Annotated in this window: 22 protein-coding genes; 19 read left to right on the top strand and 3 right to left on the bottom strand. The window is 64.2% G+C overall.

The window, feature by feature from the left end; genetic code table 11:
* The 3 genes from dmpG (at nt 1) to EGT29_RS26640 (ending at nt 2,835) form a co-directional block, all read left to right on the top strand.
* Nucleotides 1-1,008: a 4-hydroxy-2-oxovalerate aldolase gene (dmpG, locus tag EGT29_RS26650; protein ID WP_124691832.1), complete on the top strand. Its 1,008-nt coding sequence runs from the start codon at nt 1-3 to the stop codon at nt 1,006-1,008.
* A gap of 241 nt (nt 1,009-1,249) precedes the next feature.
* Nucleotides 1,250-1,492 carry a helix-turn-helix domain-containing protein gene (locus EGT29_RS26645; RefSeq protein WP_124691831.1) on the top strand — a complete coding sequence of 81 codons (243 nt, stop codon included), beginning with the start codon at nt 1,250-1,252 and terminating at the stop codon, nt 1,490-1,492.
* A 2-nt stretch (nt 1,493-1,494) separates the two neighbouring features.
* Nucleotides 1,495-2,835: a type II toxin-antitoxin system HipA family toxin gene (locus tag EGT29_RS26640; protein WP_124691830.1), complete on the top strand. Its 1,341-nt coding sequence runs from the start codon at nt 1,495-1,497 to the stop codon at nt 2,833-2,835.
* Nucleotides 2,836-2,905: 70 nt separating this feature from the next.
* Here EGT29_RS26640 and EGT29_RS26635 read toward each other — a convergent pair whose 3' ends face one another.
* Nucleotides 2,906-4,234 carry an amidohydrolase family protein gene (locus EGT29_RS26635; RefSeq protein ID WP_124691829.1) on the bottom strand — a complete coding sequence of 443 codons (1,329 nt, stop codon included), beginning with the start codon at nt 4,232-4,234 and terminating at the stop codon, nt 2,906-2,908.
* Nucleotides 4,235-4,434: 200 nt separating this feature from the next.
* Between EGT29_RS26635 and EGT29_RS26630 the strand changes: the two genes are divergently transcribed.
* From EGT29_RS26630 to EGT29_RS26605, 6 genes are all read left to right on the top strand, one after another.
* Nucleotides 4,435-4,701, top strand: a complete 267-nt coding sequence (locus EGT29_RS26630) for a hypothetical protein (RefSeq protein ID WP_124691828.1) — start codon at nt 4,435-4,437, stop codon at nt 4,699-4,701.
* A gap of 121 nt (nt 4,702-4,822) precedes the next feature.
* The gene (locus tag EGT29_RS26625; protein WP_124691827.1) at nt 4,823-6,475 is read left to right on the top strand and encodes a sigma-54-dependent Fis family transcriptional regulator; all 1,653 of its coding nucleotides are present in this window, start codon (nt 4,823-4,825) and stop codon (nt 6,473-6,475) included.
* Between the two features lie 111 nt (nt 6,476-6,586).
* Nucleotides 6,587-7,099: a sigma-70 family RNA polymerase sigma factor gene (locus EGT29_RS26620; RefSeq protein WP_192901850.1), complete on the top strand. Its 513-nt coding sequence runs from the start codon at nt 6,587-6,589 to the stop codon at nt 7,097-7,099.
* 25 nt (nt 7,100-7,124) lie between these two features.
* Entirely contained in the window at nt 7,125-8,129 is a 1,005-nt protein-coding gene (locus EGT29_RS26615; protein WP_238160219.1) for a FecR domain-containing protein, read from the top strand.
* 95 nt (nt 8,130-8,224) lie between these two features.
* A complete protein-coding gene (locus tag EGT29_RS26610; RefSeq protein ID WP_124691825.1) occupies nt 8,225-10,774 on the top strand; it encodes a TonB-dependent siderophore receptor in 2,550 nt (849 codons plus the stop codon).
* Between the two features lie 11 nt (nt 10,775-10,785).
* The gene (locus EGT29_RS26605; protein ID WP_124691824.1) at nt 10,786-11,985 is read left to right on the top strand and encodes a PepSY domain-containing protein; all 1,200 of its coding nucleotides are present in this window, start codon (nt 10,786-10,788) and stop codon (nt 11,983-11,985) included.
* Nucleotides 11,986-12,049: 64 nt separating this feature from the next.
* Here the strand turns inward: EGT29_RS26605 and EGT29_RS26600 are convergent, their stop codons facing one another.
* Nucleotides 12,050-12,949 carry a LysR substrate-binding domain-containing protein gene (locus EGT29_RS26600; protein ID WP_124691823.1) on the bottom strand — a complete coding sequence of 300 codons (900 nt, stop codon included), beginning with the start codon at nt 12,947-12,949 and terminating at the stop codon, nt 12,050-12,052.
* A gap of 130 nt (nt 12,950-13,079) precedes the next feature.
* Between EGT29_RS26600 and argH the strand changes: the two genes are divergently transcribed.
* The 6 genes from argH to EGT29_RS26570 all read left to right on the top strand — a co-directional run bounded on the left by argH (nt 13,080) and on the right by EGT29_RS26570 (nt 18,296).
* On the top strand, nt 13,080-14,591 hold the full coding sequence (gene argH / locus EGT29_RS26595; RefSeq protein ID WP_124691822.1) for an argininosuccinate lyase: 1,512 nt from the start codon (nt 13,080-13,082) through the stop codon (nt 14,589-14,591).
* Nucleotides 14,592-14,638: 47 nt separating this feature from the next.
* Complete coding sequence (locus EGT29_RS26590; protein WP_124691821.1) at nt 14,639-15,601, top strand: tripartite tricarboxylate transporter substrate binding protein; 963 nt, start codon at nt 14,639-14,641, stop codon at nt 15,599-15,601.
* A 26-nt stretch (nt 15,602-15,627) separates the two neighbouring features.
* Nucleotides 15,628-16,353: an aspartate/glutamate racemase family protein gene (locus EGT29_RS26585; protein ID WP_238160217.1), complete on the top strand. Its 726-nt coding sequence runs from the start codon at nt 15,628-15,630 to the stop codon at nt 16,351-16,353.
* Between the two features lie 100 nt (nt 16,354-16,453).
* Nucleotides 16,454-17,293: a DUF817 domain-containing protein gene (locus EGT29_RS26580; protein ID WP_370283073.1), complete on the top strand. Its 840-nt coding sequence runs from the start codon at nt 16,454-16,456 to the stop codon at nt 17,291-17,293.
* Between the two features lie 57 nt (nt 17,294-17,350).
* Entirely contained in the window at nt 17,351-17,824 is a 474-nt protein-coding gene (locus EGT29_RS26575; protein ID WP_124691819.1) for a GNAT family N-acetyltransferase, read from the top strand.
* 76 nt (nt 17,825-17,900) lie between these two features.
* Nucleotides 17,901-18,296, top strand: a complete 396-nt coding sequence (locus EGT29_RS26570; protein ID WP_124691818.1) for a DUF1090 domain-containing protein — start codon at nt 17,901-17,903, stop codon at nt 18,294-18,296.
* 40 nt (nt 18,297-18,336) lie between these two features.
* Here EGT29_RS26570 and EGT29_RS26565 read toward each other — a convergent pair whose 3' ends face one another.
* Complete coding sequence (locus EGT29_RS26565) at nt 18,337-20,079, bottom strand: ABC transporter ATP-binding protein (RefSeq protein WP_124691817.1); 1,743 nt, start codon at nt 20,077-20,079, stop codon at nt 18,337-18,339.
* Between the two features lie 298 nt (nt 20,080-20,377).
* On the opposite strand from EGT29_RS26565, the gene EGT29_RS26560 reads away from it, so the two are divergent.
* From EGT29_RS26560 to EGT29_RS26545, 4 genes are read left to right on the top strand one after another with little or no spacing between them, the layout of a single operon-like run.
* A complete protein-coding gene (locus tag EGT29_RS26560; RefSeq protein ID WP_124691816.1) occupies nt 20,378-20,635 on the top strand; it encodes a phenol hydroxylase subunit in 258 nt (85 codons plus the stop codon).
* Between the two features lie 36 nt (nt 20,636-20,671).
* Nucleotides 20,672-21,670 carry an aromatic/alkene monooxygenase hydroxylase subunit beta gene (locus EGT29_RS26555; protein WP_124691815.1) on the top strand — a complete coding sequence of 333 codons (999 nt, stop codon included), beginning with the start codon at nt 20,672-20,674 and terminating at the stop codon, nt 21,668-21,670.
* Between the two features lie 29 nt (nt 21,671-21,699).
* On the top strand, nt 21,700-21,972 hold the full coding sequence (locus tag EGT29_RS26550; protein WP_124691814.1) for an MmoB/DmpM family protein: 273 nt from the start codon (nt 21,700-21,702) through the stop codon (nt 21,970-21,972).
* A 44-nt stretch (nt 21,973-22,016) separates the two neighbouring features.
* Nucleotides 22,017-23,549: an aromatic/alkene/methane monooxygenase hydroxylase/oxygenase subunit alpha gene (locus EGT29_RS26545; protein WP_124691813.1), complete on the top strand. Its 1,533-nt coding sequence runs from the start codon at nt 22,017-22,019 to the stop codon at nt 23,547-23,549.

The following is a 23,549-nucleotide window of genomic DNA, read 5'->3' as shown; positions in this document are numbered from 1 at the left end:
ATGAGCAACAAGAAACTCTACATCTCCGACGTCACGCTGCGCGACGGCAGCCACGCCATCCGCCACCAGTACAGCATCAAGAACGTCCGCGACATCGCCAAGGCGCTGGATGAAGCCAAGGTCGACAGCCTGGAAGTCGCCCACGGCGACGGCCTGTCGGGCTCCAGCTTCAACTACGGCTTCGGCGCGCACACCGACCTGGAATGGATCGAGGCCGTGGCCGACACGGTCAAGCACGCCAAGGTCGCCACCCTGCTGATCCCCGGCGTGGGCACCGTGCACGACCTGCGCAACGCCTACGACGCCGGCGCGCGCGTGGTGCGCGTGGCCACCCACTGCACCGAGGCCGACGTCTCCAAGCAGCACATCGAATACGCCCGCAACCTGGGCATGGACTCGGTGGGCTTCCTGATGATGAGCCACATGACCACGCCCCAGGCGCTGGCGCAGCAGGCCAAGCTGATGGAAAGCTACGGCGCCTCGTGCGTGTACGTGGTCGATTCGGGCGGCGCCCTGAACATGAACGACGTGCGCGACCGCTTCCGCGCCTTCAAGGACGTGCTCAAGCCTGAAACGCAAACCGGCATGCACGCCCACCACAACCTGAGCCTGGGCGTGGCCAACTCCATCGTCGCGGTGGAAGAAGGCTGCGACCGCATCGACGCCAGCCTGGCCGGCATGGGCGCCGGCGCCGGCAACGCGCCGCTGGAAGTGTTCATCGCCGCCGCCGAGCGCATGGGCTGGAACCACGGCTGCGACCTGTACACCCTGATGGACGCCGCCGACGACATCGTCCGGCCGCTGCAAGACCGCCCGGTGCGCGTCGACCGCGAAACCCTGGCCCTGGGCTACGCCGGCGTGTACTCCAGCTTCCTGCGCCACGCGGAAACCGCCGCCGCCAAGTACGACCTGAAGACCGTGGACATCCTGGTCGAGCTGGGCCGCCGGAAAATGGTGGGCGGCCAGGAAGACATGATCGTCGACGTGGCGCTGGACCTGAAGAAGTAATCGGCAGGCCGTTGCGACGGCCGCCGCGGTGTTTGAGTAGTAGTTAGCACGTGGCGCCGAAGGGCGCTTTGGTAGCCCGGAATGGTTTTCCATTCCGGGCTTTTTTACGTAGTATCGGCAATATCGATATTTCGGGATTATCGGTATTATCGATTTCTTGGCATTACAAACCAAGATTTGTTATTGCGCTGTATCGAGAAGAGCGATAAATTGGTTTTATCGATATAGCCGATGAAAAGCCATGTTCCGAATTTCCATGCCTTCTCAAATTGGAACCATATTGGTCAGTCGCCGCAAGTCCATGGGCCTTTCCCAGGCCGTGGTTGCCTCACGTCTCGGTATCAGCCAGAACCGTCTGTCGGAACTCGAAAAGAACCCTGCTCATCTGACGCTGGATCGCTTGTTGGCGTTGACGGCGATATTGGGTTTGGACCTGGTGCTGCAGGAGAAGGGGAAACCGTCGACGGCCGGCGGCGAGTGGTGACCATGGGCCGTCCTTCCCAAACCCGGGCTCTGGACGTATGGGCCAATGGCATTCGAGTTGGGCAATGGCGCCTTCCCGCCCGGGGCGCGGACGAATTCCTCTACGACGACGCTTGGGCGGTTTCGCCGGTCGGACGCCCGCTTTCCCTGTCCTTGCCTGTGCCATTGGATCCGATTCCGCTGCGCGGTGCGGCGGTCCGCAGTTTTTTCGACAATCTGCTGCCTGACAGCGATCGGATACGCCAACGTATTCAGACTCGTTTCCGGACCGCGGGAACCGGCGCTTTCGACCTGCTGGCGGCGATAGGCAGAGACTGCGTCGGGGCGGTGCAGTTGCTACCCGAGGGAGAAGACTGCCCCGACATACGGCGCATCCTGGCCGAACCGCTGGGCGACGCCGATGTCGAGCGCATTCTGCGAGGAGCCGCTGGTTCGCCGCGAGGAGTCGGCCAACTCGATGACGATGACGAAGAACTCAGGATCTCGATCGCCGGCGCCCAGGAGAAGACCGCGTTGCTGTGGCATGAGGGTCGGTGGTGTCGGCCGCTAGGTGCGACGCCCACGACGCATATCTTCAAGCTGCCGCTCGGGTTGGTTGGGAACCGGCAAGCCGACATGCGCACCTCCGTAGAAAACGAATGGCTGTGCGCGCAAATACTGTCAGCGTTCGGCGTGCCTGCGGCATCGTGCCGGATCGGGGAGTTTGGCGAGCAGAAAGTATTGATCGTCGAGCGCTTTGATCGACGGCTTGCCGACGGTGGCTATTGGTTGCGCCTGCCTCAGGAGGACTTCTGCCAAGCCTGCGGCGTATGGGCGGACGTCAAATACGAAGCGGATGGAGGCCCGGGTTTGAAAGAGATTGCCGCCATCCTGGCCAACTCCGACCGCCGCGACACGGACTTGCGCACACTGTTGCAGGCCCAATTGCTGTTCTGGCTGCTGGCGGCCACGGACGGGCATGCCAAGAATTTCTCCATTCATCTGTTGCCTCAGGCGCATTACCAACTGACGCCGCTCTACGATGTGCTATCGGCATGGCCCGTGATCGGCAAGGGTGCCAATCGGCTCGATTACAAGAAGTTGAAACTGGCGATGGCGCTGCCCGGCAAGAACAAGCACTACAAGCTGGCCGAGGTGCAACGCCGGCATTTCAACAACACCGCGCGCTTGTGCGGCTATGGGCCGGATATGGAGCAGATCATCGGGGAAACGCTGGCGAACGTCGATGGTGCGCTGGAAGATGTGGGTAACAAGCTTCCAGCGGGCTTTCCTGCCGATGTCTTCGAGTCGATTGCCTCGGGAATGCGCCAGTCCGCCGCCAGATTGGCGGCCATGCCGAGTTAGCTGCCAGCAAACCGGGCCATGGGGCGCAGGGGGGCGCACCCACGCGCCCCAGGCTCGGAGTGCGAGACCGCTACTGCCGCGCGATCGCCGCGGCGGCATCGGCCTTCATCTTGTCCAGCGCCGCGCTGGAAAGATACCGGCCCTTCAGCACCACGGCCCGGATCCTGCCCAGGTTCGCCACGTCGGCCACCGGGTTGGCGTCCAGCACCACCAGGTCGGCGTCCTTGCCTTCCTCCACCGAGCCCAGGCTGGACTGGCGCCCCAGGAACTCCGCCGGATCCCGCGTCGCCATCTGCAGGACTTCCAGCGGCGAAAAACCCGCCGACGCCAGCTCGCGGAACTCCTGGTGCAGGCTGACGCCCGGCACCAGCCAGATGCTCATGTCGCCGCTGAAGTCCGAACCGGCCATGATCCTGACACCGTTCTGCTTCATGAGTTTGGACACCCGCTTCTGCAACTCGTAGAACTGCTGCAGCGTAGTAACCGCGCTCGCGGGCAGCTTGGCGAACTGGTCACCCACCTGCTGCCAGATCGCGCGCGTGGACTTGTCGATATAGACCAGGTTGGGGTCATTGCGGTACTGCGCATCGTTGCCGTAATCCTGCGTGCGCAGCCGGATCAGCGTCAGCGTCTGCCAGGTGCCGTTCTTCGCGAACACCTTGCTCAGCTCGACGCACTTGGCTTCATCGTAGGTGTCCAGGATGCGCTGGTAGAACGGCGCGTTCTGGGCGCCATCGTAGGCACGTGGATTGGTGACGAAGGTAGGCGGGAAGGGCGGCTTCAGCGACCCGGCCAGCGCCGCCGGGCGCAGCGTCTGTTCCTCGCTCGAGCAGTCCATCAGCAACCCCCAGCCGGCGCCCAGGTGATCGAAGGACGGCGCGCCCGCGTTGCTCGCGTCCCGCGCGCTGATGGCGGGGTTCAGGTGCGCCTCGCCGCCATGGAAAATGACCTCCGGCGCCAGCACCCGCCCCGCGGCGCTGTCCTGGTTCAGCACCTTGCCGCGTTCCATGTTGGCCGGGGAATCGGATTCCTCGCGGAACCCCGTGATGCCGCTGGCGATCATCAGCGGCCAATAGGGCGGATCGCGGTCGGCACTTTCCACGGCATGCGCGTGCATATCCAGGTAGCCGGGCACGACGTATTTACCCGAGACGTCGATGGCCTGCGCGCCGCTCGTGGCGCGCAGCGGCTGCGAGGTGATGCGCCGGATCTTCCCGCCTTCCACGTGGACGTTCATGCCGGCCGCGAGCGAGCCGTCGCGCGTGTTCACCACGGTCGCGTTCTGCAGGACCGTTCCACCGGCCACGTCGATGCCGCCGTCACCGCCGCCGCCACAGGCGGCAAGGATGGGCAGCAGGGCCGAGAGGGCGCCAAGAATGGCGTGCTTGCGTCGTGTCATTGCCTGTCTCCGTTTGGTGTCGTTATCCGCGTCGGATCTTAGGAGGCCCAGGCTCGGCCGAGGAGATGGCGGCTTTGCCGCGACGATACCCACGAGGTATCGGTAATGGGGCGCACCACCTGTTGCACCCCGTTGCCGCTTGTTCCAGGATAGTTGGGAATACTGGAGGCGAACCCATCCAACCCCCACAGGAGCACAGCATGGTCTCGGATCGCAACGTGGAAAAAGCCAAGGATGCCCTGGAAGACGGCGCGGACGCCGTCGACAAGGCCGCCCACGCCACCGCCGACAAGGTGACCCGCGCCACCCGGCGCGCCAAGGACGCCGCCTCGGACGCCCTGGACCAGGGCAACGACACGCTGGAGGAAGCGCTGCTGTGCGCCAAGGACGTCATCCGCCAGCACCCCATTACGTCGGTGGCGGTGGTGGCGGCGGTGGCGTATCTGTGGGGGCGGATCCGGGGATGACATAGATCAAGGGGCTTCGCGCCCGTCTCCCTTATCCTGCTCGTGAATGCCGGATGCGCGCCCCCGCGCGGGGTGCGAGAATACGGCATAACACCACGGCATAGCCCGGCAGGAGACGATTTTGCAGAGCCCCCTGTCCTCCCTCAAATTCAACACCGCCTCCGGCCACATCTGGCTGGACGAAGAGCGCATGCTGCTCCTGCACGCGCGCGCCCTGGGCGCCTTGCGCAAGGAACTGTTCGATTCGCTGGGCGTGGAACGCACCCGCGGCCTGCTGGTCCGCATGGGCTACGCCTCCGGCATGCGCGACGGCGCCTACGCCGTCAAACGCCGCCGCGCCGGCATGCAGACCAACGAAGCCTTCCTGCTCGGCCCCAAACTGCACGCCGTCGAAGGCGTCGTCCAGGTCGAACCCATAGAACTCAGCATCGACCTCGCCAGGAACCACTTCTACGGCGAATTCCTGTGGCGCAACTCCTGGGAATGCGAAGCCGACGTCCAGGAATACGGCCACGGCGAAGACCCGGCATGCTGGACCCAGATCGGCTACGCGTCCGGCTACTCCAGCGCCTTCATGGGTACGCCCATCGTCTACAAGGAAATCGAGTGCCGCGCTCAGGGCGACACCCACTGCCGCATCGTCGGCCAGCCCGCCGACGCGTGGCAGGACGAGGCCTACCTGAACTACTTCGCGCCCCATCCCTTCGCCGGCCAGTTGATCGAATACTCCATCGGCCTGGAACACCTGCGCTCGTCCTCCACCCGCAAGCCGGCGAACCAGCCCCTGGCCGGTGCCTCGGCTGCTTTCCAAGGTGCTTTTGAACTGCTGCGCAGCGCCGCCGGCAGCCCCATCACCGTCCTGCTGCAAGGCGAGACCGGCGTCGGCAAGGAAGTGTTCGCCCGCTGGCTGCACGACAACGGCGAGCGGGCCAAGGGACCCTTCATCGCCGTCAACTGCGGCGCGATTCCCGCCGACCTGATCGAGGCCGAACTGTTCGGTGTGGAAAAGGGCGCCTACACCGGCGCGCATCTGGCCCGCTCCGGCCGCTTCGAGCGCGCCAACGGCGGCACCCTGTTCCTGGACGAAATCGGTGACCTGCCCCTGGCCATCCAGGTCAAGCTGCTGCGGGCGCTGCAAAGTGGCGAGATCGAACGCCTGGGCAGCGAAAAATCGCAACGTGTCGATGTCCGCATCGTTGCCGCTACCAACGTCGATTTGCAGAAGGCCATGCAGGAAGGGCGCTTCAGGCCAGATCTGTACTACCGGCTGAATACCTTTCCCATCACCATTCCACCGCTGCGCGAGCGGCGGGCAGATATTCCGGTGCTGGCCAGCCGCTTCCTGCAGAAGTACGGCGGGCTATACGGCAAGAAGCCGGGCGGGCTGACGGATCGGGCGATGCAGGAGCTGCTGAACCACCATTGGCCGGGAAACGTACGCGAGCTGGAGAACGTGATCGAACGCGCGGTGTTGCTGAGTCCGGATGGAGAGCCGATCGAGGCGACGCATTTGTTCGGGCAGCGGCTGCCGGGCGGGGATTGCGCGGGGCGTGTGGCGGATGGTGGGGAGGTGGTGGAAGGGGAAGGCGGGGAGATCGATCTGGTTTGTGGGGATCTGATCGAGAGGAATGTGCCGCTGGGGACGCTGGAGCAGGGGATGATGCGGGTGGCGATGCAGCGGGCGGGGGGAAATTTGAGTAAGGCGGCTCGGTTGTTGGGGATTACCAGGGCGCAGTTGGCTTATCGGTTGAAGAGGGAGGGGATACCGGTTTAGGGGGGCCGACGGCCGGGCCCTTTCATAGCCTGGGTCCGATTGCTTGCGGATTGTCGTTCGAGTATTTAAAATGAGATTAATTCTCATTTTGACTTGCTCCCTTTCGCCCTGATGCCCGCTCCGGATTTACCGCTTGCTGATGATTTGACCGGCCTGTATGCCGAGCACAGCACTTGGCTTCAGGGCTGGCTGCGCAGGCGCATCGGCGACACATTTACGGCGGCTGATGTGGCGCAGGATACTTTCCTAAGCCTGCTGGACCGCAAAACTGCGACCGAGGAGATTCGTGAGCCGCGGCCGTTCCTGGCGACGATCGCCAATCGGCTGCTTGCGCACCGGCATCGTCGGCAACTGCTCGAAACCGCCTATTTCGAAGCCATCGCGAGCCTGCCCGAAGAGGTGGCCCCTTCGCCAGAGACGCGACTTATCGCGGTCCAGAGTCTTCAGGAGATTGACCGCGTGCTTGATGGATTGCCTCCCAGGGTGCGCGAAGCTTTTCTGTTGGCACACTTGGCCGAACTGAGCTACGCCGAAATCGCCAAGCGGCTGGCAGTCTCGGCCAGCTCGGTCAAGCAGTATCTCGCCAGGGCCAACCGCGAATGCCTGTTCGCAATGACGTTCTGACGCCATGGCCACCCCTAGCGACACCTTGACCCTGCCCAATGGTCGGGTGATCAGCCGGGCCGCTGCGGATGCTGCCGCGGACTGGCTCACGCTGTTGATGTCCGGTGAGGCGGGTGAGGAGCAGCAAAGACAGTGGCGCCAGTGGCGCCTGGCGCATGCCGACCATGAAGCTGCCTGGCAGCACGTCGAGTCCGTCACGGGCCGAATGAAATCGTTGGGACCCAGTCCGGCATACACGGCTCTGTCATCCTATGGCGCGAGCCGCCGGCCATCCTCCGTTGCTCGTCGACGGACCACGCAGGTACTCGTGTGGGGCGGTCTAGCCGCCGGCGCCGGGCTTCTCGTTTCACGTACCGGTCCCTGGCAGGCCAGTATGGCCGACTGCCGGAGTGCTACAGGCGAGCAGCGCAGCTTTGCACTGGAGGACGGCACGCAGCTCATGCTCAACACGGGCAGCGCAGTGAATCTTCGATTCGATGCCAGTGAGCGTCGCATCCTGCTGGTGGCGGGCGAAATCATGGTTGCGACTCGCCATGGCCCGAGTTTGTCCGCCGATCCCCGGCCGCTGCTGGTGGAGACCGCCGAAGGCACCATCCGCTCGCTGGGCACCCGTTTCACCGTACGCCAGCGCCCCGAACGCACCAGCGTGGCGGTTCTGGAGAGCGCCGTTGAGATCTCTTCCCGGGGAGCGCCACGCAGCACGCGTGTGCTGCACGCTGGCGAGCAGACGCAGTTCAGCCGCGAGACGATCGAGGCATCCGGTCTGGCCGATGAGCACACGGACGCGTGGACTCGGGGCCAACTCCTGGCTGACGAGCAGCGCCTCGACGACTTCCTGGCCGAGTTGGATCGCTACCGGCCGGGCATGCTGCGTGTCGATCCCCAGGTCGCGGGTCTGCGCCTGTCAGGCGTCTTTCCGTTGGCGGACACCGATCGCATCCTGGCCACGCTGCCCAGCGTGCTGCCGGTACGCGTGCAGTGGCGTACCCGTTACTGGGCGACGGTTGTCCCTGCGGATCGGCGCCTCTGAAATATTTTTTCCGCTTTGACTGCCCGATTGGCGTTCTCGCGGCACCTACCTCATGAGGGACCGGAATTTCCGGGGGTCCGATCACGAGGAACGACATGTCGAATTTGCAGCGGGGCCGCCATTCGGGGGGGCCACATCCATCTCCCGTCGCGCTCGCCGTCCTGGCACTGGCCCTGAGCGTTACGGCCGTCGCACCGTCTCTCGCGAGGGCGCAGGGCGCTGCGCACGCGTCCGGTACGTCCGTCACCGACTTCCGCATACCCGCCGGGCCGTTGGCCCCGGCGTTGCGTGCTCTGGCAAGCACCGCCAACATCATGTTGAGCTTCACGGCTGAGCAGAGCGAGGGCAAGCGCACGACCGGCGTGAACGGGCGTTACCCAGTCGCTAGCGCCTTGGGCCTGCTGCTGGACGGAACCGGCCTTCGGGCTGTGCAATTGGACAACGGCGCATTCGTGCTGCGGGCCGACAGCACTCCCGCAGCCTCGCCACCGGCTTCGGCTGCCGAAGCGCCCGCAGCCGGCATGCTGCCATTAGTCACTGTGATCGGCACGGCTGCTGCCGACAGCACCACCGAAGGTACGCACTCGTATACCACGGGCAGCATGAGCACGGCCACCCGGCTCAACCTGTCGATGCGCGATACGCCGCAGGCCGTCACCGTCATCACCCGCGAGCGCATCGAGGACCAAGGCCTGGCGACGGTCAACGACGTGGTGCAGACCGCCCCCGGCCTGACCTTTCGGCGGTTCGGGCCGGAGCGCGCATCCTTCTATTCGCGCGGCATGTACGTAGACAACATCATGTACGACGGCCTGCCGGTGAGCCTGGACAGCTCCAACCTGTCGCAGGACCTGCTGGCCACCGACATGGCCATCTACGACCGCGTGGAGATCGTGCGTGGCGCCACCGGCCTGGCGCAGGGCGCGGGCAACCCGTCAGCCGCCATCAACCTGGTACGCAAGCGACCGACCAAGGTGCCGCAAATGTCCGCCGGCGTGAGCGCTGGAAGCTGGGACCGCTATAGGGCAGAGTTGGACGCCTCCGGTCCGCTGTCGGAGGACGGCAGTCTGCGCGGTCGCACGGTGATCGCCACTCAAGACTACGGAAGCTACAAGCGCGGCGAAAGCAGCAAGGGCCAGACGCTCTATGGGATCCTGGAGAAGGATCTGGATGCCTCCACCACGGTCACGCTCAGCGCGCTGCACCAGGAGAGCCGGCTGCACGGCAACGGCTTTACCGGCCTTCCTGTGGCTAGCGACGGCAGCGACCTGGGACTGCCCCGGTCCACGTCCTACGCCAGTAACTGGGAACATTGGAACAAGACCACCGACTCCGCCTTCGTGGGGCTGGACCACCGATTCGACAACGGCTGGCGTATGCACCTCTCTGCCTACTACGCGCAGGCCGATGTCGACATGCAGGGCCATTACCTCAGCCACAGCGTTACCACCGGCAACTACAGCCAGCTCGGTGCGCGCAACGCCCACCAGGAAAAGCAGAGCAGCGTGAACCTGTATGCCAACGGCCCCTTCGAACTGTTGGGCCGCAAGCACGAGCTCGTACTGGGCGCCAGCTACCGCAACATCGATTTCGACGGCAACAGCCGCCAAGGCCTGGTGCTCAACAGCAGCCTCGACCCGTACAACTTCGATCCCGGCGCCGTGGCCGACCCGAACATCCCTTTGCGCGACTGGATGGACGCGAAGATCACCCAGCAAAGCGTGTACGCCACGACGCGCCTGAATCTGGCCGACCGGCTGAAGCTGATACTGGGCGGGCGGGTGGACTGGTTCGACTACAACGACACCGTCAACACGTATCCGAACTTCACCTCCAACACGCCTTCCGTCAGCGCGCACAACCGCTACAGCGTCAACAACCATCTGACGAAATACGCCGGCCTGGTCTACGACCTGAACGATCAGCATGCGATCTATGCGAGCTATACCGACGTCTTCAAACCCCAGAACTACCGGGATGCCAGCAACAAGCTGCTCGATCCGGTGGTGGGCCGCAATTACGAAATCGGTATCAAGGGAGAATACTTCGATGGCGCACTGAATGCCTCCGCAGCGGTGTTCCGCATGGACCAGAAAAACCGCGCGTTCCGCAGCACCGACCAGACTCAGTGCGCAAACTACCCGACCGTCACGTGCTATTCCGCCGCTGGAGAGGTTCGCAGCCAGGGCGTGGAGTTTGAGGTGCAGGGCGCCATCACGCCCAACTGGCAGGTGGGTGCCGGCTACACGGTGGCCATCGCGCGCTATCGCAAGGATGCGACCGCCAGCAACGTGGGCGCGCTCTTCGACACCGATACGCCACGGCACCTGTTCAAGCTGTCGACCATGTACCGGCTGTCCGGTGACCTGCAGGGCTGGCGCATCGGTGGCTCGGTTTATCGCCAGGGTTTCATCTACAACAAGGGCACCACGAGCGGCATCCCATTCAACATTACTCAAAGCGCCTACGTCGTAGTCGACCTGGTGGTGGGCTGGCAGGCCGCACAAAATCTGGACCTGCGGCTCAACATCAACAATGTATTCGACAAGAAGTACTACAACGCGTTGTCCGGCAGCGCGAGTTTCCCCAGCAACGTCTATGGCGAGCCGCGCAACGTGATGCTGTCCGCGCGCTACCGGTTTTGAAGCGCGGCGGCATGCGCGGCGCGCTGGTAGTGCTGCACCGCTGGTGCGGCCTGTTCATCGCCGGTTTCCTGTTCATCGCCGGCTTGACAGGCGCGGTGATCGCCTGGGACCACGAACTCGACGAGTGGGCCAATCCCCGACTGTTCCGGGCTGACTCCGGTGCGACGGATACCCCGCTTGCACCGCTGGAACTGGCGCGCCGGGCCGAGGCGGCCGATCCGCGCCTGCGGGTCAGCTTCCTGCCGCTGACGCTGGAACCCGGCCACACGGCGATGCTGGGCGTGGCCGCGCGCATCGATCCCGACACCGGCGCACCATACGCCCTCGGCTTCAACCAGTTGGCCCTGGACCCGGCCACCGGCCAGGCCCAGGGCCACAGGCAGTGGGGACGAATATCGCTGTCGCGCGAGAACCTGCTGCCCTTCCTCTATAAGCTGCACTACACCATGCACATTCCCAAAGGCTGGGGCATCGAATTCGGAGTGTGGCTGATGGGGGTTGTGTCGGCGGTGTGGATCGTCGATTGTTTTCTTGCGCTCTGGATTTCCTTTCCCAGCGCGCGCACCTGGCGCAAGTCGTTGAGCTTCCGGCTGCGCCAGGGCGGCGCCAAGCTCAATTTCGATCTCCACCGCTCCGGCGGCGTGTGGGTATGGGGTCTGCTGCTGATGCTGGCCGTGACCTCGGTGTCGCTGAACCTTGGGACTCAGGTGATGCGGCCGCTGGTGTCGATGCTATCGCCTTTGACGCCCTCGCCATTCCAGTCGCGCCAGGGCAGTCGCGAGCGGGAACTGGCCGACCCGCTGCTGAACCGAGAGCGGGCTATCGAAGTGGCCGAGGCCGAGGGTCGCCGCCGCGGCTGGACCGCTCCCCCCGGATCCATCTTCTATGCCCAGCGCTTCGGCATCTACGGCGTGGCGTTTTTCACGCCCGAAAACGACCGGGATGACGGCGGCATGGGCAACGAGGTTCTCTACCTGGACGGGGACTCGGGGGCGGTCGTTGGCGAAACGGTGCCGGGTCAAGGCACCGCGGGCGACGTCTTCATGCAGGCCCAGCTGCCGCTTCACTCCGGCCGGCTGCTGGGCATGCCGGGGCGCGTGCTGATGTCGTTCATGGGGGTGTTTGTCGCCGTGCTGAGCGTGACAGGCCTGGTGATATGGGTGCGCAAGCGCCGAGGCCGGATAGCGAACAAATTGCGCTCGCAATCGTAGGCGGCGTGGCGTTTCGTCCATCGCCGCCTTGTTCCACACATAGAAGAGCACGCCAAGGCGTTTTTCAGACGTCCACCAGGGCGTTGTTGAAACCGGAAAAAACCTCCTTCACACACTCCCCCATCCGCCGCGCCAATGCTCCAACCGGAAAATTCTCCGACGTAACCGCATAACTATAAAGCTCCACCTTCTCAGAAAACCCCACCTCACAAACCCCCGGAATCCGCAGCGCCCTCGCCACGACCGGATTCACAATCGATACCCCCAATCCCTTCGCCACCATGGTGCATATCGTCGTCGCATAAGGCGTCTCTATCGACAGCACCCGCTTGTCTCGAACGAAGTGCCGATCAATCGCCGCCCGATTGAAACTCCCCGCCGGCAGCGAAATGAAATCCTCCCCATCGAAGTCCGAAGGCTTGAGCACCTTCTTCCTGGCAAGCCTGTGCTTCTTCGGCACGACCCCCACGCCGTAGGCGGTGTTGATCCGCTCATACTGCAAGCTGGGCAGATCGGTGTGTATCGAGCAAAACCCGATATCGCAGTATCCCGTCGCCACCCACTTCGCCACGACGTCCGAGCCGCCTGTGTTGACCACCACCGGAATGTCCGAGACCTTCTCCCGGAAGATCCGCAGGGCATCCGGCATCACGCACTGCGTGATCAATCCCACCGCCCCCACGCGCAGTAGTCCCTTGCCGCGCAGCCGGATCGAGTTGGCGCTGTCGTTCAACGACTCCAGTCCGATGAACGCGCGCTCCACGTCCGCATAGAACGCCTCCGCTTCTGGCGTGGGAATCAGGCGCGTCCCCGATCGCTGGAACAGCACGAAGCCCAGCGTCTTCTCCAGCAGCGCGATCCACCGGCTGACGTTCGGTTGCGAGGTATGCAGCAGCCCCGCCGCGGTGGTCATCGACCGCGTCATCATCACCGCGCGAAAGGCTTCGACCTGCTTGAAGTTCATGGGCTGATTCCATTCCGATGCATGCGCGTCGAGCATATCATTTTTGTATTTGAAGCCGTCAATCTGTGATTTGACGTATGGGTTGGCCGAGATGGAGACTGCATTCCTGCATTCATCACCGGCCCCCAACATGGAATCCAAAGTCAGTGCCCGCCTGAAGCAACCCCTCGCGCAGGAGGTGATCGAGTTCATCTTCCTGCCGCGTTTGAACCGGGAGTTCTTCGCCAATTTCGAGTTGCTGCACCAGATCAATCTTGCCCATCTGCTGATGCTGGACGAGCAGGGAATCCTGGACCAAGGCACGTCCATCCAGCTCGCCAAGGCACTGCTGAAAATGCAGGCCGACGGTCCCGAGGTCGTGGAGCTCGACCCGGCGCGGGAAGAAGCCTATTTCAACTACGAGGCCCATCTGATCAAGCTGGTGGGCCAGGACGTGGGCGGCCGGCTGCATACGGCGCGCAGCCGCAACGACATGGGCGCGACCATCGATCGCATCCGGGCGCGGGATTTCGGGATGCGCATCGGCACGGCGTTGATCGGCCTGGCGCAAGCCGCGCTGGACCAGGCCGAGCGGTACGCCGATTGCGTGATGCCCGGCTACACGCACATGCAGGCCGCGCAGCCGATCACCTATGGCTATTACCTGTCGGCACTGGTGGATGCGTGGTCGCGCGACATCGACCGCGTGCTGCATACGCTGGATACGGCGGATGCGTCGCCCTTGGGTTCGTGCGCGCTGGCCGGTACGTCCTTCCCCATCGACCGCACGCTGACCAGCTCCATGCTGGGCTTCAGTCAGCCGCTGGCCAATGCGCTGGACGGCGTGGCCTCGCGGGATTTCGCGCTGGAGCTGAGCGCGGCGCTGTCCATCATGATGATCACGTGCAGCCGTCTGGTGCAGGACTTCTACATCTGGTCCACGCCCGAGTTCGGTTTCCTGTCCTTCCCGGACAGCATCGCCAGCACGTCCAGCATCATGCCTCAGAAGAAGAACCCGGCGGTGCTGGAGAACCTGCGGGGCAAGGCGGGCCACCTGATCGGCCTGACGACGGCGGCCTTCTCCACGGTGAAGTCCACGCACTTCACCCACTCGGGCGACAGCAGCCGCGAAAGCACCCGGACCTGCTGGGAGGCCTGCGAGGAAGCGCTGAAGGCCCTGACCCTGATGAAGCTGCTGGTGGAGCGGGTCGAGCCCAACCGCGAGCGCATGGCCTTGCGCGCGGCGGAGGACTTCTCCACGGTAACCGACTTGGCCGACCTGCTGGTCCGCAAGGCCGACACCTCGTTCCGCGATGCGCACCACATCATCGGCGCCGTCGTGCGCCAGGCGCTGGACCAGGGCTTGTCGGCCAGGCAGATCACCCCCGCGATGATCGCCACGGCAGCCAGCGAACAACTGGGGCGCCGCATCGCGCTGCACGAGGACGACCTGGCCGGCTGCCTGGACCCGCATCGCAACGTGGCCGCCCGTCAGTCGCTGGGCGGCCCGGCGCCGCAACGCGTGCTCGAGCGCCTGGGCGAGCAGCGCGCACGCCTGGACAAGCAAAGAACCGTCATCGACCGGACGGCCGGGCGCATCCACGACGCCCGGGAGTCGTTGCAGGAACGCATCCGCGCGCTGGTCGCCGCCGAAGCGAAGTAAGCACGGATTCCTTCATTCATCTAATAATCATGTGCAGGAGACAAACCATGTTCAAGCCCATCGCCTTATTTGCGATCGCCCTGGGTGTCTGCCCGGGGGCACAGGCCCAGACTTATCCCAACAAGCCCGTTACGCTGGTCGTGCCCTTCGCCCCCGGCGGCACGGTCAACCTGATGGGCCGCATCCTGGCCAACCGCATGTCGGAAGTGCTGGACCAGCCCGTCATCGTCGAGAACAAGGGCGGCGCGGGCGGCAGCATCGGCGCGGGCATCGTCGCCAAGGCGGCGCCCGATGGCTATACGCTGCTGTTGGCCACCATGGGCCAGCAGTCCATCCAGCCGCTGCTGTCCAAGGACCTGCCCTATGACGCGGAGAAGGATTTCGCGCCCATCGCCTTGTTCTCCACCGTGCCGAACGCGCTGGCGGTATCGACCAACGTGCCGGTGAAGACGGTCCAGGAACTGATCGCCTATGCCAACAAGAATCCCGGGAAGCTGAACATGGCTTCCGCCGGCATTGCGTCGGTCAACCATCTGACCGGCGAACTCTTCATGCTGCGCTCGGGCGCGAAGTTCACGCATGTGCCCTACCGGGGCGCGGGTCCCGCCACTGCCGATCTGCTGGCCGGACAGGTACATGTGATGTTCGCCAACCTGCCGAATGTCTTGCCTTACATCAAGCCGGGCAAGCTGCGCGTGCTGGCGATGGCCAGCGAGAAACGCAGCCCCGCCGCGCCCGACGTGCCCACACTGGCTGAAGCCGGCGTGAAGGATGCCGTGGTCGAGTCCTGGTACGGCCTGATGGCGCCCGCCGGCACCGATCCGAAGATCATCAAGAAACTGGAAGCCACGATCATCGGCATCGCCAAGGAAAAGGCCATGGCCGCGCAACTGGCCGAGCAGGGCGCCTTGCCGTTCCCCGGGACCAGCGAGGATCTGGCCAAGCTCTCCAACGAAGAGACGCGGCGGTGGAAAGACATCATCTCGCGCGCCAACATCCAGTTGAACTGAGCGCGCGGCGTACAGGACAGACGGACGTGGTTCCAGTCGGCATCATCGGAGGCATGGGCCCGTTCGCGGGGGCGCACTATGTCGGTTTGTTCCTGGAGGAATGCGCGCGGCTGATCGAAGACGGCGGAGCAAGCGTGACCGACCAGCGCTTCCCGCCTCACTACCTGTTCCAGTTACCGGTGCCCGACAGGACGTCGGCGCTGCTGGGGGCACATGGCGAATATGGGCAGGTCTTGCAGGCGTTGTCCGAGCAGATGGACGGGATGAAGGCGTTGGGGGCGAGGGTGGTCGCCATGTCGTGCAATACGGCGCATGCGTGGCATGCCGAATTGCAGGGCAGGCATCCGGGCATGGCGCTGCTTCATATCGGCGACGCCACGGCCGACTACCTGCTTGGACAGGGCGAGACGGAAGTCGGGTTGTTGTCCACGACCGGGACAGTGAAGTCGGGCATCTATGCCGAGGCGCTGGCTCGGGTGGGTATCGCCTGCCGCGAGCCGAACGAGGAAGAGCTCGATCTGGTCATGCGAGGTATCTACGACGGGGTGAAGGCGGGAGACAGCGAGCTGGGGCGAGCCTGCTTCGCCAGCGCGTTGCTGCGGATGCGCAGGCGCACCGGCGTGACGGGCTTTCTGATGGCGTGCACGGAGATCCCGCTTGCATTGCGCACGGCGGATGTGCCGGCTGAATGCCGGTTGTATGACCCGGGGCGGTTGTCCGCCCGCGAGTTGGCCTGGCGGGCATTGGCATGATGGCTACCGGCCCGGTCCTGTAGTTGAGGCACAATTCCGGCTGGGATTCGTACGATTCAGCCGAGACGTGAACCTTCCAGCCCGCCCTTCGTCACTGCGCCTGAGCGCGCTCGACGCTCATCTGCTGCTCGGCCACGACCGGCCCGGCCTGTCGGGCATTTCCCGTTTCCTGCTGGAATTCCTGTACTTCGGCCTGAAGGAAGCCCGCGCCTGCCTGTTCGTCGGACTCTTCTTCGGCGCGGTCTTCCTGGTGCCGCGTTCAGGCCTGTGGGGCATTCCCCGCTACGACGCCCTGCTGGCCATCGCGCTGGCGATCCAGGCCTGGATGGTCTGGGCCAAGCTCGAAACCCTGGACGAACTCAAGGCGATCACCGTCTTTCACCTGGTCGGCTTTGCGCTGGAGGCATTCAAGACCTCCAGCGGAATCCAGTCCTGGTCTTATCCGGATTTCGCCTATACCAAGGTCCTGGGCGTACCGCTCTTTGCCGGGTTCATGTATGCCGCGGTGGGAAGCTACGTCATCCAGGCCTGGCGGTTGTTCGAATTGCGCGTGGTGCATCACCCTCCGTACTGGATGGCCTGGCTCGTTGCATTGCTGATCTACGCCAACTTCTTCACGCACCATTTCATCGGTGACTATCGCTGGTACATCGCGGCATGCGCGCTGGGCCTTTATGCCCGGACGACCGTGATCTTCCGTCCCCTGGACCGGGACCGACGGATGCCGCTGCTGCTGGCTTTCGTACTAATCGGCTTCTTCATCTGGCTGGCCGAGAACATCAGCACGTTCTTTGGCGTCTGGGCCTATCCCAACCAGCTTGGCGCGTGGTCCACGGTGCATCTGGGCAAATGGAGTTCCTGGTCGCTGCTGGTCATCATGACCTTCACGATCGTGGCGAATCTGAAGCACATCAAGGCGCGCATTCACGTGCCCGATTGAGCCGCACAAGGCCGAATATGGCAGACTCGCCGTCCCAGCCGCAATGTCGAGGATCCAGTGGAAATTCGCAGATTCAGGTCCGGCGATGAAGCCGCGTTATTTCGCGTATTCTTCACCTCCATCCGCGAGGTCGCCTCCAAGGATTATTCACCCGAGCAAGTCGAGGCATGGGCGCCTTCGGACTTCGACATGGTTGCCTGGGCAGATCAGGTGCGGAAAAACCAGCCCTTTATTGCCGAGATCGATGGCGAAGTCGTGGGCTATGCGGACGTTCAATCAGACGGCTACATCGACCAATTCTATGTGTCCGGCTTGCATCCGGGTCAAGGAATAGGGACGCGGCTGATGGCCCGCATTCATGCCGAGGCAAAATCCCTGGGCCTGGCGGCGTTGACTTCCAATGTGAGCAAGACCGCCGAGCCCTTTTTCGCTCTGCACGGTTTTCACGTCGTCGAACGACGTTTTCCGGTCCGCCGAGGGGTGATGCTAGAGAACGCGCTGATGCGCAAAGCGCTGCCTGTTGCAGGCTGAGCCTCTAGAATGGTCCACTGTGGTCGGGCGGCGGCGCCGCGATCGAAGTCAGTGCAGTCATCCATAAGGCCGATCCATGAAACGACTTGCCACCCTGTTGTTCCTGTCTTGCAGTGTTCCGTTGGCTGTCGCGGCAACGACCGATGCGGTGAATGACGCCAACCCCTGCTTGCAGAAACGCGCGGAGATACTCAAGGAGATCGAGCAGGCCAGGCAACATGGCAACGACAGGCGGGTTGCCGGACTGAACCGGGCATTGCGCGAGCAAGAGGCGCACTGCACGCCCGAGTCGATACGCAAGGCGCGCGCACAGGACGTCGCAAAAGCGCGGCAGAAGGTGGCCGAGCGGGAGCGCGAATTGCAGGAAACCCGAAGCGAAGGCAAAGACGCCGACAAGCTTGCCAAGCGCGAGGCCAAACTGAAAGAGGCGCGGGATGATCTGGCGCGAGCGCAGCAGGCGCTGGGCAATTGACTTGCAAGTGCCTCATCGGCTTGGCGGGCAATACGCCGGATCAGTGAGCCCTTCTTGCCAGCACCTGGTCGCGCGGGCCGGCATCGACCACCTTGCCGGCCTCCATCACGACGATGGTGTCGAACCGTTCGAGCAGACTGGGCCGGTGTACCGAGGCCACGATGCACGCCGACGGGAACGCAGCGACCATGCGGTCGAACACCCGGCCTTCGGCTTGCGGGTCGAGTGCGCTGGTTGGCTCATCGAGCAACAGCAACGAACTTCCCTGTGCCGCCAGTGCGCCGCGGGACAGGGCCAGCCGCTGCCGCTGACCACCGGAGAGATTGCCGCCCCGCTCGTTCAGCGGACTGGCCAAGCCCTCGGGCAGGCGTTGTAGTACCTCGTCGAACACCCCTGCATGCACGGCGGACTCCAGCGCCTCCGCGTCGGCAGGTTCGCCGAAGGTCAGGTTCTCTTCCACAGTGGCTTCGAACACCTCGGCCTCTTGCGGGATCAGCGTGGCCAGCGTGCGTAGTTCGGACCAGTCCACCGTTATGCCATCACGCAACAATTCGCCCTGCTGCGGAGGGTAGAGGCCCGCCAGCATGCGCAGCAGCGTACTCTTGCCACCCCCGCTCGGGCCGATCAGCGCCACCCGCGCTCCGCGCTTCAGTTCCAGATCGATCCCATGCAATCCGCCGCGCGCGTCGTCGGCATAGCGCCACCTGGCATTGCGCAGTTCCAGCGTCCGCCACGGCGCATCGGGCACCACGGCCGGAACAGCGGCGTCGGGATCGCTGGGCGCTTCCCAGATCGGTTCGGCGCTGCCGTAGTCCGTGTGCATGCGCGCGAAACTCTGGAAGTTCGAGGCCATCGCGCCGACCACCGTCGCGGCCTGCTGGGCGTACTGGTAGATCATGAAGACCGTACCCAGCATCACCGCCTGCCCGGGCTGCCGCGATTGCAGCACGTAGACCACCACCAGTATCCACGTGAGCCCCATGCCGAGGATGTCCACGGTGAACCACTTGCCTTCCGTGACCATGACCGCGCGGCGCAGCGGCGCCATCACCGCTTCCATGCGGCGGCCGAGCACCTTGCGCGAGGCCGATTGCAAGCGCAAGCCGATCACCGTGCCGGCGTTGCCGACGAAGTCCAGCAGCGCGGCGGCATAGCGGCGTTCCGCGTCGTTCTCGGCGCGGGCAAGTTGCATCAGCGCGCGGTCGAAGCGCATGATGATCAGCGCGATGATGACGTAGCCGGTGATGGCAATGGTGCCGCTGGTGCGCGAGAGCAGAGCCAGGGCGGCCAGCGGGCCGACGAAGTTGAAGGCGCTTTGCAGGTAGCCGAATTGGTTTTGCGCGAAGTCGGACAGGGCGCGACTGGATTGGACGATGCGGTGCTGGAGTTCGCCGGAGTGCCGGCCGTCGCGCCAGGCGAGCGGGGCGGCGGCGATGCGGGCGTAGAGTTGATCGGCCAGGCGTTCGCGGACTCGGACACCGACGTTGCGTTCCAGGATGCGGCCGGGGCCGTGGAGGAGCCAGGAGAGGAGGTAGACGCCGACCAGGTAGGCGATCCAACGGCCGGCTGTTGCCATGTCGCCTTGCTGTAGGGCGTTGATGGCTTGGGCGGCCAGCCAGGGCATGGTCAGGCGGAGTAGCTGGGCTGCTGAGAGCAGGCCGGCGGCGCCGAGCAGGTGGGGGCGGACGCCGGCTGCGTGGCGCCAGAGGGCGCGGTAGAGATCGCGGGCGGCGGTGCCTAGGCTGATGGCGGGTGTGCGAGAGGGCGGCTCGGATGTCGCCATGCAGTGTCATTCCCTATATACCGTGCAGTACACGGATCGTGTACTGCTTTTGAAAGCGTCCTATTGTGCCCTGGTAGCGGAGGCCAACTTCACCATTTCATAAAGCTGCACCGCAGCATTTCCCCTTTTCCGCATCCAGGAAACCCCGCACCCCTGGCCTCGCGTAAAAAAATCCCCCACTAAATCAATCACTTGCCGCCGCTGGCACGCCCGTTGCACTTCTCATGACACCACCGCAGTCCCCGCTGCGCCAAGTCATGAAATCAACGAGGGCATCACGCCCCATGGAGACACGCCCATGGATGCAACCGCCGCCGGCATCCCACCGCATCCCTCCCGCTATGTCCGCGTCCTGGGTCTGCTGGAAAGCCGCTACGTCGAGTTCGAGTTCTCGATAGGCGATCCGGAGCTGGCCGTGGAGCTGGTGCTGGAGTTTCCCCAATTCCAGGAGTTCTGCCGCCGCAACCGCGTGCGGATGGTGGGCGCGGAAGAAGCGGCCCGCCTGGACCTGGAGCGCATGAAGTGGCGCTACGGATCGCCCGGCGTGGCCGAGTAGCCGCCTTCCCTTTTTCCCTTCCGACGAGACCCAGCCATGCAAGTCGATATCAAGACTTCCGACATCCGTCCGATTCGCCAGACGTTTTCCCATATCGCGCGCCGCTTCGGCGCGGATAAGCCGGCGTCGCGCTATCAGGAGGCGACCTATGACCTGCAGCCGGAGGTGAATTTCCACTACCGGCCGTTGTGGGAGCCGGGGTTCGAGCTATACGACACGCGCCGCACGGCGGTGGTGATGCGGGATTGGTACGCGTTCAAGGATCCGCGCCATTACTACTACGGCACGTACACGCAGGCCCGCGCGCGGCAGCAGGAGGCGCAGGAAAGCGCGCTGGAGTTCGTGGACAGGCGCGGCCTGCTGCGCGAGGCGCCGGGCGAGGTGCGGCAGCGTATCGAGGAGCTGGTGCTGCCGCTGCGTCACTACGAGTGGGGCGCGAATATGAACAACTGTTATGTGACGGCCTATGGGTATGGCGCGGCGATCACGCAGGCGGCGCAGTACCAGAGCATGGACCGGCTGGGGCTGGCGCAGTACCTGAGCCGCATCGGGCTGTTGCTGGATGGCAATCAGGGCGCGTCGCTGGCGCGGGCGAAGCAGCATTGGCTGGGCTCACCGGAGTGGCAGGGGCTGCGGCGCGAGATGGAGAACCTGTTCGTGACGAAGGACTGGTTCGAGGTGTTCGTGGCGCAGGACCTGGTGCTGGACGGGCTGGTGTATCCGCTGGTGTTCCAGGCGCTGGAGCGGGAGTTGTCGGCGGCCACGGGCAATGGTTTCGGGATGAGCGTGGAGTTCATGCGCGACTGGCATGGCGAGAACCTGCGCTGGGTGGATGCCTGCATGAAGACGGCGGCCGAGGAATCCCCGGAGAACGCGGCGTTGTTGTCCGGGTGGGTGAAGGACTGGGTGGCGCGGAGCAAGGAGGCGCTGGCGCCGTGGGCGGCCGTTGCCTTCGGCGCGCAAGGTGCCGCGCAGTTGGACGAGGCGGTGTCGGTGCTGCGCCAGCGCGCCGCGAAGTGCCAGGTCGCCGTGTGACCCGAACCTTTATCAAGCAAGGAACCGCCATGTCTCAAAACGTATTCATCGCCTTCCAGGCCAATGACGACACCCGCAGCATCATCGACGCGATCCTGGAGGACAACCCGCGCGCGCAGCGCCAGGACTTCCCGGCCATGGTGAAGATCGACGCGCCGGATTCGCTGGTGATCCGGCGCGCCTCGGTGGAAGAGCGGCTGGGCCGCGACTGGGACCCGCAGGAGCTGCACGTGAACCTGATTTCGCTGTCGGGAAACGTCGACGAGACGGACGACGAGTTCACGCTGGCCTGGCATCGCTAGGCCCCTGGATGCCATTCCCCATCAAGCAAGAAACGGAGACGCACATGACCACATCGACGCCCGCGCGCAAGCTGGGCCTGAAGGAGCGCTACGCGCTGTTGACCCGCGACCTGGGCTGGGAAACCAGCTACCAGCCGATGGACAAGGTGTTCCCCTACGACAGGTTCGAGGGCATCAAGGTGCACGACTGGGACAAGTGGGAGGACCCGTTCCGCCTGACGATGGATGCGTACTGGAAGTTCCAGGGCGAGAAGGAGCGCAAGCTCTACGCCATTATCGATGCCTTCGCGCAGAACAACGGTCAGTTCAACGTGACCGACGCGCGCTACATCAATGCGATCAAGCTGTTCCTGCAAGGGGTGAGCCCGCTGGAGTACGCGGCGCACCGGGGCTATGCGATGGCGGGACGCAATTTCCGCGGGGTGGGGGCGCGCATCGCGTGCCAGATGCAGTCGATCGACGAGCTGCGGCATTCGCAGACGCAGATCCACACGATCAGCCACTACAACAAGTATTTCAACGGGCTGCATGACTTCAAGCACATGCACGACCGGGTCTGGTATCTGTCGGTGCCGAAGTCGTATTTCGACGATGCGATGTCGGCGGGGCCGTTCGAGTTCGTGACGGCGATTTCGTTCTCGTTCGAGTACGTGCTGACGAATCTGCTGTTCATGCCGTTCATGAGCGGCGCGGCGTTCAACGGCGACATGGCCACGGTCACGTTCGGTTTCTCGGCGCAAAGCGACGAGTCGCGTCACATGACGCTGGGGCTGGAGATCGTGAAGTTCCTGCTGGAACAGGATCCGGACAACCTGCCCATCGTGCAGAAGTGGATAGACAAGTGGTTCTGGCGCGGCTATCGGCTGTTGACGCTGGTGGCGATGATGATGGACTACATGCTGCCCAAGCGCGTGATGTCGTGGTCGGAAGCCTGGGAGATCTATTTCGAGAAAAACGGCGGCGCGCTGTTCCAGGACCTGGCGCGCTATGGCATCCGCATGCCCAAGTACCACGAGCAGGCGCGCAAGGAGAAGGACCACATCTCGCACCAGGCCTGGGGCATTTTCTACAACTACACCCACGCGGCGGCGATCCACACCTGGATTCCGCGGCCGGACGAGATGGCCTGGCTGTCGGAGAAGTACCCGGCCAGCTTCGACCGCCTGTACCGCCCGCGCCTGGAGCATTGGGACCGCGAAGCGCAGGACGGCAAGCGCTTCTACAACAACGCGCTGCCCATGCTGTGCCAGATCTGCCAGATCCCCATGGCCTTCACTGAGCCGGACGATCCGACGCGCATCTGCATGCGCGAGACCACCTATCACGGCATGAAGTACCACTTTTGCTCGGACGGCTGCAAGGACGTGTTCGAGGGCGAACCCGAGAAGTACGTGCAGGCCTGGCTGCCGGTGCACCAGATCTTCCAGGGCAACTGCGGCGGCGCCACGGTGCCCGAGGTGCTGGACTGGTACCACCTGAAGGCGGGCGAGGACAACGGCGATTTCGACACCTCGGCCGACCGGCGCAACTGGGACCGCTGGACCGGCGGCGACACGCCGGAAAAGCAGGTCGCGTAA

The sequence above is a fragment of the Pigmentiphaga sp. H8 genome (genome assembly GCF_003854895.1).
Classification (GTDB): domain Bacteria; phylum Pseudomonadota; class Gammaproteobacteria; order Burkholderiales; family Burkholderiaceae_B; genus Pigmentiphaga.
This window is presented reverse-complemented; position numbering and strand designations above follow the sequence as displayed.